This is a genomic window from Streptomyces sp. NPDC054834, assembly GCF_053611185.1.
Genome location: NZ_JBSGZV010000013.1, coordinates 129,591 through 145,712 on the forward strand (window position 1 = coordinate 129,591; position 16,122 = coordinate 145,712).

General features: G+C 68.2%; 15 protein-coding genes and 3 tRNA genes. 11 read left to right on the forward strand and 7 right to left on the reverse strand.

What is annotated here, in order from left to right; all coding sequences use genetic code 11:
* Nucleotides 1–135 precede the first annotated feature (135 nt).
* Entirely contained in the window at nucleotides 136–444 is a 309-nt protein-coding gene (locus ACWGJM_RS19600; RefSeq protein WP_453412934.1) for a YtxH domain-containing protein, read from the reverse strand.
* A gap of 157 nt (nucleotides 445–601) precedes the next feature.
* Here ACWGJM_RS19600 and ACWGJM_RS19605 point away from each other — a divergent pair.
* From ACWGJM_RS19605 to ACWGJM_RS19625, 5 genes are all read left to right on the forward strand, one after another.
* Nucleotides 602–674 (forward strand) — tRNA-Asn (locus tag ACWGJM_RS19605).
* Nucleotides 675–679: 5 nt separating this feature from the next.
* Nucleotides 680–752, forward strand: a tRNA-Asn gene (locus ACWGJM_RS19610).
* Between the two features lie 178 nt (nucleotides 753–930).
* Nucleotides 931–1,007, forward strand: a tRNA-Ile gene (locus ACWGJM_RS19615).
* 267 nt (nucleotides 1,008–1,274) lie between these two features.
* The gene (locus tag ACWGJM_RS19620; protein WP_453412935.1) at nucleotides 1,275–1,508 is read left to right on the forward strand and encodes a type II toxin-antitoxin system VapB family antitoxin; all 234 of its coding nucleotides are present in this window, start codon (nucleotides 1,275–1,277) and stop codon (nucleotides 1,506–1,508) included.
* Entirely contained in the window at nucleotides 1,505–1,912 is a 408-nt protein-coding gene (locus ACWGJM_RS19625; protein WP_453412936.1) for a PIN domain-containing protein, read from the forward strand. The genes ACWGJM_RS19620 and ACWGJM_RS19625 overlap by 4 nt, the downstream gene beginning before the upstream one ends.
* Before the next feature lie 918 nt (nucleotides 1,913–2,830).
* Here ACWGJM_RS19625 and ACWGJM_RS19630 read toward each other — a convergent pair.
* Entirely contained in the window at nucleotides 2,831–3,877 is a 1,047-nt protein-coding gene (locus tag ACWGJM_RS19630; protein WP_453412937.1) for a LacI family DNA-binding transcriptional regulator, read from the reverse strand.
* A 107-nt stretch (nucleotides 3,878–3,984) separates the two neighbouring features.
* Here ACWGJM_RS19630 and ACWGJM_RS19635 point away from each other — a divergent pair, with 107 nt between their 5' ends.
* From ACWGJM_RS19635 to ACWGJM_RS19650, 4 genes are read left to right on the forward strand one after another with little or no spacing between them, the layout of a single operon-like run.
* Nucleotides 3,985–5,163 carry a phytanoyl-CoA dioxygenase family protein gene (locus ACWGJM_RS19635; RefSeq protein ID WP_453412938.1) on the forward strand — a complete coding sequence of 393 codons (1,179 nt, stop codon included), beginning with the start codon at nucleotides 3,985–3,987 and terminating at the stop codon, nucleotides 5,161–5,163.
* A gap of 17 nt (nucleotides 5,164–5,180) precedes the next feature.
* A complete protein-coding gene (locus ACWGJM_RS19640; protein ID WP_453412939.1) occupies nucleotides 5,181–5,942 on the forward strand; it encodes an SDR family oxidoreductase in 762 nt (253 codons plus the stop codon).
* Between the two features lie 31 nt (nucleotides 5,943–5,973).
* Complete coding sequence (locus ACWGJM_RS19645; RefSeq protein WP_453412940.1) at nucleotides 5,974–6,978, forward strand: Gfo/Idh/MocA family protein; 1,005 nt, start codon at nucleotides 5,974–5,976, stop codon at nucleotides 6,976–6,978.
* On the forward strand, nucleotides 6,975–7,994 hold the full coding sequence (locus ACWGJM_RS19650; RefSeq protein ID WP_453412941.1) for a Gfo/Idh/MocA family protein: 1,020 nt from the start codon (nucleotides 6,975–6,977) through the stop codon (nucleotides 7,992–7,994). The genes ACWGJM_RS19645 and ACWGJM_RS19650 overlap by 4 nt, the downstream gene beginning before the upstream one ends.
* Nucleotides 7,995–8,052: 58 nt before the next feature.
* Here the strand turns inward: ACWGJM_RS19650 and ACWGJM_RS19655 are convergent, their stop codons facing one another.
* From ACWGJM_RS19655 to ACWGJM_RS19675, 5 genes are all read right to left on the reverse strand, one after another.
* A complete protein-coding gene (locus ACWGJM_RS19655) occupies nucleotides 8,053–9,072 on the reverse strand; it encodes a Gfo/Idh/MocA family protein (RefSeq protein ID WP_453412942.1) in 1,020 nt (339 codons plus the stop codon).
* Between the two features lie 29 nt (nucleotides 9,073–9,101).
* Entirely contained in the window at nucleotides 9,102–10,004 is a 903-nt protein-coding gene (locus tag ACWGJM_RS19660; RefSeq protein ID WP_453412943.1) for an ATP-binding cassette domain-containing protein, read from the reverse strand.
* Between the two features lie 8 nt (nucleotides 10,005–10,012).
* Nucleotides 10,013–11,092 carry an ABC transporter permease gene (locus tag ACWGJM_RS19665; protein ID WP_453412944.1) on the reverse strand — a complete coding sequence of 360 codons (1,080 nt, stop codon included), beginning with the start codon at nucleotides 11,090–11,092 and terminating at the stop codon, nucleotides 10,013–10,015.
* Nucleotides 11,092–12,111 (reverse strand): sugar ABC transporter substrate-binding protein, encoded by a 1,020-nt coding sequence (locus tag ACWGJM_RS19670; protein ID WP_453412945.1) that lies wholly within the window; start codon nucleotides 12,109–12,111, stop codon nucleotides 11,092–11,094. The genes ACWGJM_RS19665 and ACWGJM_RS19670 overlap by 1 nt, the downstream gene beginning before the upstream one ends.
* 112 nt (nucleotides 12,112–12,223) lie before the next feature.
* Nucleotides 12,224–13,243: a sugar ABC transporter substrate-binding protein gene (locus ACWGJM_RS19675; protein WP_453412946.1), complete on the reverse strand. Its 1,020-nt coding sequence runs from the start codon at nucleotides 13,241–13,243 to the stop codon at nucleotides 12,224–12,226.
* Nucleotides 13,244–13,787: 544 nt separating this feature from the next.
* On the opposite strand from ACWGJM_RS19675, the gene mmsA reads away from it, so the two are divergent.
* Entirely contained in the window at nucleotides 13,788–15,287 is a 1,500-nt protein-coding gene (gene mmsA / locus ACWGJM_RS19680; RefSeq protein ID WP_453412947.1) for a CoA-acylating methylmalonate-semialdehyde dehydrogenase, read from the forward strand.
* Nucleotides 15,287–16,063, forward strand: a complete 777-nt coding sequence (locus tag ACWGJM_RS19685) for a GntR family transcriptional regulator (RefSeq protein ID WP_453412948.1) — start codon at nucleotides 15,287–15,289, stop codon at nucleotides 16,061–16,063. The genes mmsA and ACWGJM_RS19685 overlap by 1 nt, the downstream gene beginning before the upstream one ends.
* Nucleotides 16,064–16,122: the final 59 nt, after the last annotated feature.

Genomic DNA, 16,122 nt, shown 5'->3' on the forward strand with positions numbered 1-16,122 from the left:
CCGTGGGCGCCGTAGGGGTGACTGTGCGGGTGCGGGCGCGGGTGCGTTCTGGCTGGTCGCGCCCACGCGGCGGAGCCGCATATGTCACAGCCCCGTGCCCGTGGGTCGGTCGGTGTGCCCGGCGTTGGAGAGGTTCTAGGTGTTGCTGGTGCCCCAGTCGTCTTCCGGGGTGGTGCTGTGGCCGTTGTGGTGGCGTAGGGAGCGGACTCGTTGGGCCACCGATTCGGGGACGCGGTCGCCGACCTTGTCGCTCACTGAGTGCAGGGCCTTGCCCGCGAACTGGCGCCCCTGCTGGGCGGCGGTCTCGGCGGTGTTGCGGACGGCCGGGTTCTGGGCGATCTGCCGAGCGGACTTCTTCAGCGTCTCGTAGCGTTCGCGTCCGGCCCTCGTGCCCAGGACGTAACCAAGGGCGAGTCCGACGACGAACGTCAGCCGGTAGCGCATGACGACCACCTTCCCATGCGTAGCTCTCTCGTGCGGCGACGGCGCCGGGGAGTACCGATTGGCGGAGCACCCCCCTGCTTGCGCTAATGTATGTGTCGCAGCGAGCGGGCGCCCCCTGGCGGATACCCAGGGAGGTACGTTCGATGCAACGAGGCATTCCTCCGTAGCTCAATTGGCAGAGCAGCCGGCTGTTAACCGGCAGGTTACTGGTTCGAGTCCAGTCGGGGGAGCTCGGTCCTCCGTAGCTCAATTGGCAGAGCAGCCGGCTGTTAACCGGCAGGTTACTGGTTCGAGTCCAGTCGGGGGAGCATGCTGAACGAGGACCCCTCAGGGGTCCTTTTTCATGTCCGGGGGAACCGCCGCACCCGCGCCCGAGTCCTCAAGGTCATGAAGGGCCGCGGGAAGCCGACCATCCGAGGCAGGAGATCGTATGACCGGCTATGCTGCGGCAGACGGCGCGCACACATGTACGCGACACGCCGCTATGGGGCGGTAGCTCAGCCGGTTAGAGCAGCGGACTCATAATCCGCCGGCCGTGGGTTCGAGTCCCACCCGCCCCACCACTCGCTACGCGGGCAGAAACCTTCTGACGAGCAAATTTACTGGCTGGCAAGTGAGTCGAGGGATGCCGACGGCGCGTTTTAAGGCGCGCTTCATGATCGGCAGGACAGATTCGGGACGCTGATTCCGGTCAAGTCGGACATGGGGTCCATGGGGTGATTCGCATTAGGTGAGGCGCCCTTGCTGACCGCCCTGGACCGGGAAGCGGTTGGTATTCAATGTTGGCGATGTATCGTGAATGCATACATCGTGGATGTTGGAGGTGTCCGGTGTCCGTCACGCAGATTGATCTCGATGACGAGGCGCTGGCCGAGGCCATGCGGCTCATGGGTGCCACGACGAAGAAGGAGACGGTGAACGCGGCTCTTCGGGACTACGTGGCACGGATCAAGAGGCTGGAGGCCGCGGAGAAGCTGGCCGCGCGAGGTGCGCGTGGCGAGTTCGAGCAGGCCGCAGCGGCGCATGGCGCCGAGAAGCGTGCGCGACGCGAGGCCTTCGAGTGATCACGTACCTGGTGGACACCTCGGCTCTGTGGCACCTGTTCCGCACCCCAGGCGCGCTGCGTCCCTGGGAGGGACACATCGCCGCCGGGGTATTCCACCTCTGCGAGCCGACACGAGCCGAATTCCTCTACTCGGCGACCAGCCCGTCTCATCGAGATGAGCTGGCGGAGGAACTGGACGCGCTCTGCCTGCTCTCTCCAGTTCCGAAGAACGCCTGGCGTTGGGTCGACACCGCCCAGTACAAGCTGACCCAGCGGGGGCAGCATCGGGCGGCCGGAGCGATTGACCTGCTGGTGTGCGCGACTGCTGTGCACCATGGGCACACTGTTCTCCACGTGGACAATGACTTGGCGACAGTGGCCGGAGTCCTCAAGGAAGTTCAGCAGCGAGACGCACGAGTCTGATCACCCTGCGTGCCCGGGGCCGACTGTTGTAGAGCACCCACATGGGGCCCTCTCCGAGCGATCCCCGCGGGCGCGGGGCCGATTAACGGGTGCCGCCACCCGGTACAGCCCGACTGAGCTATCCCCGCATGTGCGAGGCCTACGTGTGCAGGTCGTCCGGCGTCGTGGCGACGTAGGAGTTATCCCCGCGTGGGGGGCCGAAATCTATGTCGCGTTCGTGGTCGCCCCGAACGCGGAGTCATCCCCGCGTGTGCGGGGCCGAAAGTCAGAACGGACGCGTTCTTGACCAATGCCCGTGTGGGGCCAGGGAAGCGCCCTAGCTGTTGCGGGTCCGCTGGCTGAACTACTGGCCGTGCTCGCCTGGTCAAGCCCGTGACGGGATTCGGGACGCTCGCAGGACGCAGGGAAACGGAAGCAGCTGTTCCGCTGCCATGCCGCCGCCCGGGGGCTGGTAGGGGAATCGGGGCGGAGAGGCGGCGGGAGGCTGGGCCTGGGCTCCGTGGATCACAGAGCCGCTGCTGCTGAGGTCGGCTGGAGTGACTGGGTAATGGCCCGTACTGATAGCGGCCCAGGGGCCTTCTGGTGAGTCGCCTCACGAGGCTTGGAGCCGTGGCCACGAGGTACGACAAGTTGGCGGTCCGCTACGAGGCGACCGTCCTTGTAGGAGACCGTCCATGAGTGGCCGCGAGCAGCACATGGCCGACGCGATCACTGCGACGTCGCTGGACGTCGCTGGCCGCCTACGAAATGAGCGGTCGCCGGCCTTGCCCAATCCATCCGCAGCTTGGCTCTCTCAAGGGGCGAGTTGAGAGACTCCAGTCATGGGATCTTGGGGAACGTGGGACCTGCCGCCCTGAGGCGCGCAAGTACTGTGGCCTGCTGCGGAGTGCACAGCCGAGCGAAGGCTCACAGCGGGTTTCAGCCGACGGCCGGCACGGACGGAGCACCTGGTGGCATGTTGAACGGCGTGACCACCTGGATCGCCGAGGGCAGCGAGGGGCCGTCGTCGGGGAGTGCCTTGTGGGCGCGCATGATGATCTGGCAGGCGCGTCGCATGTCCTGGCGCAGGTCGTGGTGGAGGACCGCGGACAGCCGGCGCTCGCGCAGCAGGCGGGTGTTGTCGTGGTCGAGGTCGTGCGCGATGAACACCGCGCACTCCCGCCCGAGCGCGTCGAAGGCGTCGAGGGTGGCGAGGTTGCCCCCACCCGCGGAGTAGACGGCGATGATGTCCTCGTCCCGCTTGAGCGCCGCCAGGACGAGATCGTGCTGGGTGGCGTCCAGGCCGTCGCTGTCGGTGACCTCCACCAGGGATCGTCTGGGGTCGGCGAGGCGCATCGCGCTGCGGAAGCCCATCTCGCGTTCTTCCTCGCCCCGGAAGGAGCCCCGGCTGATGGTGGTGAGCACGTTGCCGGGCCGCTTGCCCAGCCACTGTCCGAGGAGGTAGGCGGCGGTGGCGCCGGCGGCGCGGTTGTCGATGCCGACGTATGCCAGGCGCGCACTGTGGGGCAGGTCGGTCACCAGGGTGACGACGGGGATGCCGGCCGTGACAAGCCGGCCGACCGCGGCTGCGATCTCCGGCTCGTCGGGGGCCTTGAGGATCACGCCCTGGGTGCCACGCTTCGCGATCTTGTCCAGGGTTCCGATCAGCTCCTCGGGAGGGCAGGCCTCCCGGAAGTGGAAGCGCGAGCGCACGTGAGCGGGATGCAGAGAGGGCAGTTCGGCTTCGAGCGCCTCCCGGACGGCGGTGGAGAACCGCTCCGGGGTCTGCATCACGATGTCGATCATGAAGGTGCGGCCCCCGAGCCGTACCTGGCTCTGCTGGCGGTCCAGGTCCTTGATGGCTTCGTGCACCTCCCTGATGGTGCTCTCCGTCACGTTGCCCCGGTCGTTGAGGACGCGGTCGACGGTGGCCGTGCTCAGTCCGGCCTGGCGAGCGATTTCCCTGATCGGGTAGGGGTGTCGCATGACTGATCCCAAGGATGATGATGGATTTTTGATGCGCTGATAAGCATTGAATGATGGGTTCGGGTTCTCAAGACTGGCAGAAATGCACGGACTGCGAAAGGACCCGGATGTCTTCCATAGCCGCGGGAGTGCGGACTTGGTTGACCGAGGCGGACTGCGATCTCGACGTGTTCCGCTCACTCGTGGAGCAGCGCACCGACCCCGCGGGCCACCCCTCGGCCGAGCGGGTCGAACAGAACGTCCCGCTCTACGCCAGCGATCGGCTCCGCTCCCTGGTGACCTCCCCGGAGGGCCGCCGGAGCGTCCAGGACGAGTTGGTCCGGGCTCTGCTGGACGGGCCCGGCATCGTGGTCCTCAAGGGTGCCTTCACCGACGCGGCCGTCGTGGACGCGGCGTCCGAGGCCTTCCGCGCACTGATCGAGGAGGAGCGGGCGAGCGGCGCGGCCCGCGGCGACCACTTCGCCAAGCCCGGCGCGAACGACCGCGTCTGGAACGCCCTGGACAAGGTGGCCGTACGTGCGCCGGAGGTCTTCGCCGACTACTACGCCAACGACATCCTGGAGCTGATCGCCGAGGCCTGGCTCGGCCCCGCCTACCAGGTGACCTCCCAGGTCAACGTGGTCAACCCGGGCGGCGCGGCGCAGAACGTCCACCGCGACTACCACCTCGGCTTCCTCTCCCAGGAGCGCGCCGCCGCCTACCCGGCGCACGTCCACCGCCTCTCGCCGGTGCTCACCCTGCAGGGCGCGGTGGCCCACTGCGACATGCCCGTCGAGTCCGGCCCGACCCTGTACCTGCCGCACTCGCAGAAGTTCGAGTCCGGCTATCTCGCCTGGCGACTGCCGCAGTTCGTCGAGTACTTCGATGCCCACCGCGTCCAGCTCCCGCTGGAGAAGGGTGACGCGGTCTTCTTCAACCCGGCGCTCTTCCACGCCGCCGGACACAACCGGTCGGCCGACATCAGGCGCATGGCGAACCTGTTGCAGATCTCCTCCGCGTTCGGCCGCGCGATGGAGAGCGTGGACCGCGAGGCGATGGCGAACGCGCTGTTCCCGGTGCTGCTGCGCCGCAAGTCCGAGGGCGCCTCGGACGACTGGCTGCGCCGTGTGATCGCGGCCACCGCCGAGGGCTATCCCTTCCCCACCAACCTGGACCTCGACCCGCCGGTTGACGGTCTCGCCCCACCCTCCCAGGCGGACACCGTCTGGCAGGCCGTCGCCGAGGGCTGGGCCCCTCAGCGGCTGCGCCAGGAACTGCAGGCGGCCGCCAAGCGTCGCGAGAGCTGAAAGGGACACCACCACTCATGGGACTTCTTGAGGACAAAGTCGTCCTCGTCAACGGCGGCAGCCAGGGCGTCGGCGCGGGCATCGTGCGGGCGGCCGTACGGGAAGGCGCGACCGTCGTCTTCACCGGCCGTCGGGCCGAGGTCGGCGAGAAGCTCGCCGCGGACACGGGCGCGCACTTCGTGCGGGCGGACCTCTCCGATCCGGCGCAGGCGCGCGACAGCGCCGTAGTGGCCGTCGACGCTCACGGGCGCGTCGACTGTCTCGTCAACGCGGCCGGGCTGACGACGCGTGGCTCGCTGCTGGACACCACGCCGGAACTGTTCGACCAGCACATGGCGATCAATCTGCGCGCGCCGTTCTTCGCGATGCAGGCGGCGGTGGCCGACATGACGGCCCGCAAGGCGCCGGGCACCATCGTCAACATCGGCTCCAACTGCGCCCACGGCGGGCCGCCCCACCTGGCTCCGTACTCGACGGCCAAGGCCGGTCTGGCGGGCCTGACGCGCAACGCCGCGCACGCGCACCGCTGGGACCGGATCCGGATCAACACCCTCAACATCGGCTGGACGGACACCGAGGGTGAGGACGCCACGCAGCGCGCCTTCCACGACGCGGGCGACGACTGGCGGGAGAAGGCCGCCCGCTCGCAGCCCATGGGCAAGCTCGGCCAGGTCGACGAGATCGCCGACTTCGTCGTCTTCCTGCTCTCCGACCGCAGCGGCGTGGTGACCGGCTCGGTCATCGACTGGGACCAGAACGTCTTCGGCGGCCAGGACTGAACCGCCCTCGGGCAGAAGGAGCACGATTCTCATGCGTATAGGCATCATGGGACTGGGCCGCATCGGCGCCTTCCACACGGAGACCCTCGCCGGGCTCGACGCGGTGGACTCCCTGGTGGTCACCGACCCGGTGGCCGCGGCCGTCGCCACGGCCACCGAACGCTTCGGGGCCACCGCCGCCGACTCTCCCGAGGCCCTGCTGGCCGCCGGAGTCGACGGTGTCGTGATCGCCGCCGCGACCGATGCGCACCCCCAGCTCATCCTCGCCGCCGTGAAGGCGGGCATCCCCGTCTTCTGCGAGAAGCCCGTGGCACGCGGAGTCGAGGAGAGCCTGGAGGTGCTGCGGGCGGTGGAGGGCAGCGGCGTCGAGGTGCACATCGGCTACAACAGACGCTTCGACGCGGGCTGTGTGGCCGCGCGCCGGGCCGTACTGAGCGGCGAGCTCGGCGACCTGCACACCGTACGGTCCACCACCCTCGATCCCGCCCCGCCGCCGCCCGCCTACGTGGCCGTCTCCGGCGGCATCTTCCGCGACTGCAGCGTGCACGACTTCGACATCGTGCGCTGGGTGACCGGCCGCGAGGTGGTCGAGGTCTACGCGACCGGTGGCAACCGGGGTGTGGAGTACATCCGTGAGGCGGGTGATGTCGACACGGCGTCCACCCTGCTCACCCTCGACGACGGCGCCATCGCCGTCATCTCCAACTCCCGTCACAACGCCCGCGGTTACGACGTGCGCCTGGAGCTGCACGGTATGAAGGACAGCATCGCGGTCGGCCTGGAGGACAAGCTGCCGCTGCGCTCCGTGGAGCCGGGTGTCACGTTCCCGGCGGGCACCCCGCACGACTTCTTCATGGACCGGTTCGCCGCCGCCTACCGCGCCGAACTCACTGCGTTCACCGAAGTCGTCGCCGGTACCCGTATCTCCCCCTGCACGGTCGCGGACGCCATCGAGGCGAGCTGGATCGCCGAGGCGTGCACCCTGTCGCTCCGTGAGCACCGGCCCGTACGACTCGACGAGGTGCGCAAGGCATGACGGACGAGCCCCTGCGGGTCGGCGTCCTGGGCGCGGCCCGGATCGCCGAGCTGTCCATCGTCGGGCCGGCCCGTGCCGGCGGCCACCGCCTTGTCGCGGTGGCCGCCCGCGCCCGTGACCGGGCCGAGGCCTTTGCCGCCACGCACGGCGTGGAGCGGGTGGTCGGCTCCTACGCCGACCTTGTCGCCGACCCGGAGATCGAGGTCGTCTACAACCCGCTGGCCAACAGCCTGCACGGGCCTTGGAACCTGGCCGCCCTCCAGGCCGGCAAGCACGTCCTCACCGAGAAGCCGTCCGCGAGCAACGCGGCGGAGGCGGCCGAGGTCCACGAGGCCGTCGCCAAGGCGGGCACGGTGTTCATGGAGGGCTTCCACTACCTGTTCCACCCGGTCATTCTGCGCCTGCACGAGCTGCTGGACAGCGGGGAGTTGGGCGATCTCCGGCACGTCGAGACCATGGTCGCCATGCCCGCGCCGCCGGACAGCGACGTACGGTGGTCGCTCCCGCTGGCGGGCGGCGCGCTGATGGACCTCGGGTGCTACAGCCTGCATGCCCAGCGCATGCTCGCGCCCTGGGCGGGCGGGGCGCCCCGGCTGGTCGCCGCGCGCGGCGGTGAGAAGGCCGGGGTCGCGGGCGTCGACGAGTGGCTGTATGCCGATCTGGAGTTTCCCGGCGGGGTCACCGGTACGGCCAACTGCCACATGGCGTACGACAAGTGGCAGATGAGCTGCCGTGTCGTGGGCACGCGTGGCGAGGCCACGGTGATGAACTTCGTGCAGCCGCACCTGGACGACCGCGTGGTGGTACGCACGGCCGCCGGCGAGCGCACCGAGGAACTCGGCCGCCGGTCGTCGTACACCTTCCAGCTGGAGGCCTTCGCGGCCCACCTGCGGGATGGTGCGCCACTGGTTCTCGACGCGGACGACGCGCTGACCACCATGCGTCTCATCGACGAGTGCTACCAGGCGGCCGGGTTCCCGGTCCGGCCGCGTACGGTGCTTCCGGACGTCAGCTGAGAAGCAACGGAAGAGGGCGGTACCCGTACGGGTACCGCCCTCAACTGCTGGGTGCCGCCTACTGGTAGAAAGCGGGTCGCTCGATCAGCTCGACCTCGACGCGCCGCCCCTCCCGCTGGGAGAGCACGCCCGCCTCGCACACGGCAGCGGCCGCATAGCCGTCCCAGACACTGGGGCCGGTCGTCTCGCCGCGCCGCGTGGCGTCCACCCAGGCCTGAACCTCGCGGTCGTAGGCGTCGTCGAAACGCTCGAGGTAGTCCGGTGTGACACGGCCACCCCAACGGCCTTCGGCGGTCAGCCGCGGGCCGTGCTCGTCGTCGATCCGTACGGTGCCCCGCTCGCAGACCGCTTCGGCCTGCACCTGGTAGCCGTAGCCGCAGTGTCCGAAGATCTCGACGTCGACCAGGGCACCCGACTCGGTTTCGAAGAGGACGAATTGAGGGTCGTCCATACCGGCCGGAGCATGTGACGTCGGGGCCGGCTTGTGCACGGTGACCGCTGTGATCTCCTGATCGAGGAGCCAGCGTGTCACGTCCATCTCGTGGACCACCGAGTCGTTGATGAGCATCTCGTTGGTGAACCACGGCGGCATGGACAGGTTCCGGTGCCGGTGGTGCAGCATCAGTGCCCTGCCCAGCTCCCCGCCGTCGAGGAGCCGCTTCAGCTTCATGTATTCGCCGTCGTACCGCCGCATGAAGCCCACCTGGACGCGCCGGTGCCCGAGCCGCTGCTCCGCCTCCAGGACGCGAAGGGCGGAGGCCGCGTCGGGGGTGAGCGGCTTCTCGCACAGCACCGGCAGGTCACGGCCGAGGGCTTCGAGCAGGGCCGCCTCGTGGGCGGGCCCCGGCGAAGCGATGAGTACGGCGTCGACGTCCGTCGCTGCCATGGCCGCCGTGGGTTCGGTGTACGCCGTGCAGCCCTCGATGGCGTCCGCGAGCGTTTTGGCGCGGTCCGCGTCGATGTCGACGACGGCTGTCACGCGTGCCCCGCTGATGACGTCGTGGAGTCTGCGCACATGGTCCGCGCCCATCTTGCCGGTGCCGACGACGGCAACACCCAGTGCTCGCTGAGGTGGCATGTTCGTGATGTCTCCGGTGCTGGTGAGGGTCAGTTGGCCTGGGGGGCGCCGACCTGAAGGGCGTCCGCTTCGGGGAGCTCCTCCACGTCGACGCCGCGGACCTGGGCCAACTCGTGCTTGAGTGCCGCGAGTTCGGTGCCTCCGGCCATGTGGTTGGTCAGTTCCTCGAGCGTGATCTCGCTGCGTTCGGCGGACAGTTCCATGGTGCCCAGGCGCAGCACGCTGAAGTGGTCGCCCACCATGTAGGCGTGGTGGGGGTTGTGGGTGATGAAGATGACGCCCAGACCGCGGTCGCGGGCGGCGGCGACGTACTTCAGCACCACGCCGGACTGCTTGACGCCGAGAGCGGCGGTGGGCTCGTCCAGGATCAGGACGCGGGCGCCGAAGTAGACGGCGCGGGCGATGGCCACGCACTGGCGCTGGCCGCCGGAGAGGGTGCCGATGGGCTGCTCGAGGTCGTCGAGGAGGATGCCCATCTCGCGCAGCTCGTGGTCGGCGGTCTTCTTCATCTTCTCGATGTCGAGGCGGCGGACGGGCCAGGGGCCCTTGGTCATCTCGGAGCCGAGGAAGAAGTTGCGCCACACCGGCATCAGCGGGACCGTCGCCAGGTCCTGGTAGACGGTGGCGATGCCGCAGTCGAGGGCCTGGCGCGGGGTGGAGAAGTGCACCGGTTCGCCGTCGACGAGGAAGTCGCCCTCGGTGTGCTGGTGCAGCCCGGAGATGATTTTGATCAGGGTCGACTTGCCGGCGCCGTTGTCGCCGAGCACGCAGGTGACCTGGCTGGGGTAGACCTTCAGCTCTACGCCGTGCAGGGCGCGGATGTTGCCGTACGACTTGCCGGCGCCGCGCAGTTCGACGGTGGCACTGTCCTTGTCCGTGGCATTGTCCGCGAGGATTGCGCCGTGCGTGCCGGCTCCGTTGTTGGATGTCATGGGTTGGGTCACCTCCTGGTCGCCGACTGGCGGACCCACAGATTGATCAGGACGGCGCCGAGCAGCATGACGCCGAGGAAGGCCTTGAACCAGTCGGGGTTCCAACCGGCGAACACGATGCCCTGGTTGACCATGCCGAACATGAACGCGCCGAAGACCGGGCCGATCGCGGAACCGGCGCCGCCGGTCAGCAGACAGCCGCCGATCACCGCTGCCGCGATGTAGATCAGCTCCTGTCCCACGCCCTCGCCCGACTGCACCGTGTTGAAGGTGAACAGCTGGTGCATCCCGACGAACCACGCGCCCACGCCGACCAGCATGAACAGCGAGATCTTGGTGAAGGTCACGGGCACGCCGACCGCCCGTGCGCTCTCCTTGTTGCCGCCGACCGCGAAGATCCAGTTGCCGTACTTGGTGCGCAGCAGGACCCAGGTGGCCAAAGCGGCGAAGGCCAGCCAGTAGAACACGGTGATCTTCACCTGGACGCCACCGATGTCGAACGAGGAGGCGAAGATCTTCTGCGCCTGGCCGAAGCCGTCCATGTCGCTGATGTCGTCGGTCGCCACGTTGCCGGTGACCAGCTTGGTCACCGCGAGGTTGACGCCCTGGAGGATCAGGAAGGTGCCCAGGGTGATCAGGAAGCTGGGCAGGCCGGTCTTGACCACCATCCAGCCGTTGAAGAAGCCGACGGCCAGTGACACGAGGAGTGCCACGAGCACTCCCACCCAGACGTTCATGCTCAGCTGATAGGCGAGCATGCTCGCGGTGAGGGCCGAGGTGATCACGGCGACGCCGGACGACAGGTCGAACTCGCCGCCGATCATCAGCAGCGCGACCGGCAGCGCCATGATGCCGATCGTCGACGACTGGTAGAGGACCGTGGCCATCGAACTGCCGTCGCGCACAGGCGGGGCGGCGATCAGGAAGAACACGTACACCGCGGCGGCACCGAGGAAGACACCCACCTCCGGCCGCGCCAACAACCGGAGGGCCAGTGGCCGTTCAGACGTGCGGCCGTCCTTTGTACGGGTCGGCGGGGCCGGTGACGGGGAGCCCGTCGCCGGAGCCGTGGTCTGGGTCATGGTCATCACCGAGTACCCTTCGCGGCGAATGCGGCGACCTTGTCGATGTCGGACTTGTCGACGATGGCCGGGCCGGTCAGCACGGCCGCCGCACCGCCGCCGCTGTAGTTGCCGTTGTTCTTGTAGAGCCACATGGAGTCGACCGACAGGTAGCCCTGGAGGTAGGGCTGCTGGTCGATGGCCCACTGGATCTTGCCGTCCTGGACGGCCTTCACCAGGTCCTTGTTGAGGTCGAAGGTGGCGAGCTTGGCCTTGCTGCCCGACTCGGACAACGACTGTGAAGCGGTGAGTGCGATCGGGGCGGCGAGCGTCGCCACGAAGTCGATGGACGAGTCCTGCTTGAGCTTGGCGGTGATCGTCGACTTCACGGACGGCATGTCGGTACCGTTGACATAGAGGATGTCCGTCTTGCCGGAGAAGGTCTTCTTCAGTCCGTCACACCGCTGGGTGAGGCCGATGTTGCCCTGCTCCTGGACGACGCAGACCGTGTGCTTGGCGCCGACCTCGTTGAGCTTCTTGCCGAACGCCTCACCGGCCACTGACTCGTCCTGCCCGAAGAACTCCAGCAGGCCCAGCTTCTTCCAGTCGCTCACACCGGAGTTGAAGCCGACGACGGGTATGCCCGCCTGCCCGGCCTTGGCGACGACGCTCTTGAGCGCGTCCGGCTTGGCGAGGGTGACGGCGATGCCGTCGACCTTCTGGTCGATCGCGTTCTGCACCAGGTTGGCCTGGTTGCCGGCGTTCGGGTCGGAGGAGTAGACGAGCTTGATGTTGTCCTTGGCGGCGGCGGCCTGGGCGCCCTTGCGGACGGTGTCCCAGAAGGTGTCACCGGGCGCGGCATGCGTGATCATCGCGACCGTCATACGGGGAGTGGAGGCCTTGCCGGCCGAGATGTCGTTCCCGGCCTCGTCGGCCTTCTTGCCGCCGGAGCTGCTGGAGCATCCGGCGACAAGCAGGGCGGCCGCCGCCGCTGCGGCAACGAAGGGGGTGATTCTGAGGGAACGAGGGTGGGACAAGCGGTCCATCCTTACGACACCTCACTGTGCGGCAGGGGACGGGAGAGGTCCTTCTCCGGGGCCGCCGGCGTGGTCGGCGACGGGGAGCCCTTCGCCGGAGCCGTGGTCTGGGTCACGGTGATCAACGGGTTCCCTTCGCGGCGAACTGGGCGATCTTGGCGACGTTGGACTTGTCGACGAAGGCCGGCCCGGTCAGCACGGGCGCCTCGCCACCGCCGCTGTAGTTTCCGTTCGTCTTGTAGAGCCACAGCGAGTCGACCGACAGGTACCCCTGGAGGTAGGGCTGCTGGTCGATGGCCCACTGGATCTTGCCGGCCTTGATGGCGCCGACCGCGTCCTTGTTGAGGTCGAACGTGGCGAGCTTGGCCTTGCTGCCCGACTCGGCGATGGACTGGATGGCGGTCATCGCGAACGGGGCGCCGAGCGTGGTGACGTAGTCGATGGAGGAGTCCGTCTTGAGCTTGGCGGTGATCGTCGACTTCACGGACGGCATGTCGGTGCCGTTGACGTAGAGGATGTCGGTCTTGCCGCTGAAGGTCTTCTTCACGCCCGCGCAGCGGGCCTCCAGAGCCACCTGCCCCTGTTCCATGATCACGCAGACGGTGTGCTTGGCGCCGGCCTGGTTGAGCCTGCGGCCGAACGCCTCACCGGCGATGCTCTCGTCCTGGCCGAAGTACTCGAGCAGGCCCTGCTTCTTCCAGTCCTGCACGCCGGTGTTGAAGCCGACGACGGGGATGCCGGCCTTCTCGGCCTGGGCGACCACGGTCTTCATGGCGTCCGGCTTGGCAAGAGTGACAGCGATGCCGTCGACCTTCTGGTCGATCGCGTTCTGCACCAGGTTCGACTGGTTGGGACCGTTGGGGTCACTGGAGTAGACCAGCTTGACGTTGTCCTTGGCGGCGGCGGCCTGGGCGCCCTTGCGAATCGTGTCCCAGAAGGTGTCGCCAGGGGCCGCGTGCGTGATCATCGCGATCGTCATGCGGGGAGTGTTGGCCTTGCCGGCCGAGATGTCGTTCCCGGCTTCGTCGGCCTTCTTGCCGCCGGAGCTGCTGGAGCATCCGGCGACAAGCAGGGCGGCCGCCGCCGCTGCGGCAACGACGGGGATGGTTCTGCGGGAACGCGGGTGGGACGAACGGTCCATCTTTCCGGCACCTCACTGTGCTGCGGGGGAAAGGAGAAGCGGCTGATCGAGCGAACACTGCGGATCACATGCCGTTAACACGGCTGTTGCCCATGACGAGATAGAACCGTCGCGCCACCCTGAGGTCAACGTTTGTAATGACATCATTTGTCCATCAAGGAAAGATGTCAGAACAATTACTTGACGCTGGTTACGCGTGACCTCTAGACCTGAAATGACCCCAGGCAGGAGATCCGTGAATGAACGCTTCCTTTGATGTAATAACCATGGGTCGAACGGGGGTCGACATATATCCGCTGCAGACCGGCGTGGCCCTGGAAAGGGTCGAGAGCTTCGGCAAGTTCGCCGCCGTGATCACTCGAACCGGGCAGGACCCGTTCGACAGGTCCGTGCGCGAGGGACTCAAGGGGTTCGGGGTCGACGACCGCTGGGGTCGCCCGTGGCCGACCACCCGACGGTCGACCCTCGCCTGCCTTTCTGCGCCGGCCTCGACAGCCGCCGCGACCACGCCTGAGTCCGGCCGTCCGGAAGGAAACCCGCACCGATGAAGAACCTCCACCACTGGATCAACGGCAAGCCCAGCGAGGGTTCGTCCGCGCGCTACGGCCCCGTCCACAACCCGGCCACGGGCAACCAAGAGAAGCAGGTCCCCTTCGCCTCCGTCGACGAGGTGGACGCCGCGGTCGCCGCTGCCAAGGACGCGTACGCCACCTGGGGCCAGTCCTCGCTGGCCAAGCGGACCACGATCCTGTTCAGGTTCCGGGCGCTGCTGGATGCGAACCGGGACGCGATCGCCGAGCTGATCACGGCCGAGCACGGCAAGGTGCACAGTGACGCGCTCGGCGAGGTGGCCCGCGGCCTGGAGATCGTGGACCTGGCCTGCGGTATCAACGTGCAGCTGAAGGGCGAGCTGTCGACGCAGGTCGCCAGCCGCGTGGACGTCTCGTCCATCCGTCAGCCGCTGGGCGTGGTCGCGGGCATCACGCCGTTCAACTTCCCGGCGATGGTGCCGATGTGGATGTTCCCGGTCGCCATCGCGACCGGCAACACCTTCGTCCTGAAGCCGTCGGAGAAGGACCCTTCGGCCTCGCTGAAGCTCGCCGAGCTGCTCGCCGAAGCCGGTCTGCCGGACGGCGTCTTCAACGTCGTCCACGGCGACAAGGTGGCCGTCGACCGCCTGCTTGAGCACCCGGACGTCAAGGCCGTCTCCTTCGTCGGCTCCACCCCGATCGCCCGCTACATCCACACCACCGCCTCCGCCAACCACAAGCGGGTCCAGGCCCTGGGCGGCGCCAAGAACCACATGCTCGTCCTCCCGGACGCCGACCTGGACGCGGCCGCCGACGCCGCCGTGAGTGCGGCCTACGGCTCGGCCGGCGAGCGCTGCATGGCCATCTCCGCGGTCGTCGCGGTCGGCTCGATCGGCGATGAACTGGTGGAGAAGATCCGCGAGCGCGCCGAGAAGATCAAGATCGGCCCGGGCAACGACCCGACGTCCGAGATGGGCCCGCTGATCACGGCCGTGCACCGCGACAAGGTGGCCTCCTACGTCGAGGGCGCCGCCGCGGAGGGCGCGGAGGTGGTCCTGGACGGCACCGGCTACACCGTCGAGGGCTTCGAGGACGGCCACTGGATCGGCATCTCGCTGCTCGACAAGGTGCCCACGTCCGCGAAGGCCTACCAGGACGAGATCTTCGGCCCGGTGCTGTGCGTGCTGCGGGTGGACACCTACGAGGAGGGCGTGGCCCTGATCAACGGCTCGCCGTTCGGCAACGGCACCGCGATCTTCACCCGGGACGGCGGCGCGGCCCGCCGCTTCCAGCTGGAGATCGAGGCCGGCATGGTCGGCGTGAACGTGCCGATCCCGGTCCCCGTCGGCTACCACAGCTTCGGCGGCTGGAAGGACTCCCTCTTCGGCGACCACCACATCTACGGCAACGACGGCACGCACTTCTACACCCGCGGCAAGGTCGTCACCACCCGCTGGCCCGACCCCGCCGACGCCCCGACCGGCGTCGACCTCGGCTTCCCGCGCAACCACTGATGAAGGCCGGGCGCCGGAAGACGGCCGACGGTACGGCTGTGCTCGACATCGCCATCGACCGCATGAGTCCGGTACCGCTGTACCACCAGTTCGCCCAGCAGTTGGAGCAGGCCATTGAGCACGGCCTGCTCCTCCCGGGCGCCCTGCTCGGCAACGAGATCGACCTCGCCGGACGACTCGGTCTGTCACGGCCGACCGTCCGGCAGGGCATCAAGGCCCTGGTCGAGAAGGGGCTGTTGGTGCGGCGTCGGGGCGTCGGCACCCAGGTCGTGCACAGCACGGTCAGGCGCCCTCTGGAACTCACCAGCCTCTACGACGACCTGGAGGAGGCCGGGCAGGAACCGAGCACACGGGTGGTACGCAACGACGTCGTGCCCGCGTCCGCCGAGGTCTCCGCAGCTCTGGGTATCAGGGAGGGCGACAGCGTGGTCCGGTTGGAGCGGATCCGGTACGCGAACGGACTCGCCGTGGCCGTCCTGCGCAACCACCTGCCGACCGACCTGCTGCTCGATCTCGACACGCACCTGCTGGAGGCCATGGGGCTGTACCGGCTCCTGCACTCGGCCGGAATCAGTCTGCACAGCGCGCATCAGTCGATCGGCGCCGGCGCGGCCACCGCCGAGGAGGGCGAACACCTCGGGGAACCCGAGGGCGCGCCCCTGCTCACCCTGCGGCGTACGGCGTACAACGCCGCTGGGGAGGCCGTGGAGTGCGGCACGCATCGCTACAACGCGGCGCGCTACGTGTTCGAGTTCCAGCTGCTCATGCGGAGGTAGGGCGTCGGCAGCCGACCCGCGTCGGCAGAGGGAAACAGGGGTGGCGGGGACGACCGTGG